This is a genomic window from Pseudomonas sp. 86_A, from assembly GCF_017491705.1.
GTDB lineage: Bacteria > Pseudomonadota > Gammaproteobacteria > Pseudomonadales > Pseudomonadaceae > Aquipseudomonas > Aquipseudomonas koreensis.
The window spans coordinates 1-640 of the sequence record NZ_JAFGYS010000051.1; the positions used below are offsets into that span (position 1 = coordinate 1).

General features: G+C 65.6%; 1 protein-coding gene and 1 pseudogene. Both read right to left on the reverse strand.

Annotation, left to right across the window (positions count from 1 at the left end; genetic code table 11):
* Positions 1-198, reverse strand: a pseudogene (gene sodB, locus J5M57_RS27915) (superoxide dismutase [Fe]); the annotation flags it as partial.
* A gap of 196 nt (positions 199-394) precedes the next feature.
* Positions 395-640 (reverse strand): exodeoxyribonuclease VII large subunit (locus J5M57_RS27920; RefSeq protein ID WP_279381967.1); only part of this gene is annotated, 246 nt, incomplete at its 5' end.

Consider the following 640-nt stretch of genomic DNA (forward strand, 5'->3'; position numbering starts at 1 on the left):
GTTGAAGATGCCGCCCGACGACTTCTTCACGATCTCTTCCAGCGGCAGGTTCTCGAACTCGGTGCCGGGGATCAGGTTGTTCAGGTTCGTCACATAAGCCTGGTGATGCTTGCCGTAGTGAAACTGGATCGTCTCCTGCGAGATATGCGGAGCGAGGGCGTCTTCAGCGTACGGCAGCGGCGGGAGCGTATGAGCCATGATCGGTTCCTTCGAAGTGTATGTAGGGAGGGCAGTGTTGGATGCTGCGGAACGCCCGATTGTAGGCGAGTCCGAATAACCCCGCAAACTCGCGGGCCTTTATCCGCCGCATCCGAAAAATCGATGCTCGCGCGGCACGCGCGAAGCGATACGCGGACGGCTCGCGCCGCCCGCGTATCGCGCACGCGCCACATCGTCAGAATGTATCCGAAAGACGCGGTTGCACGTCGGCAAGCGATACGTCGGCCGAGCCCTCGGCAAGGTGCACGGTCAGCCGGCGCTGCGGCTTGAGCGATGCGGGCGCGCGCACCGCGCGGCCCGTCTGCGCGTCGATGAGCGCCGCGTAGCCGCGCTCCAGCGTGCGTTGCGGGCTCAGCACCTCGAGCCGCGCCGCGCACGCGGCCACGCGTGCGGTATCGCGTTCGAGGCGCCGCTGCAGCGT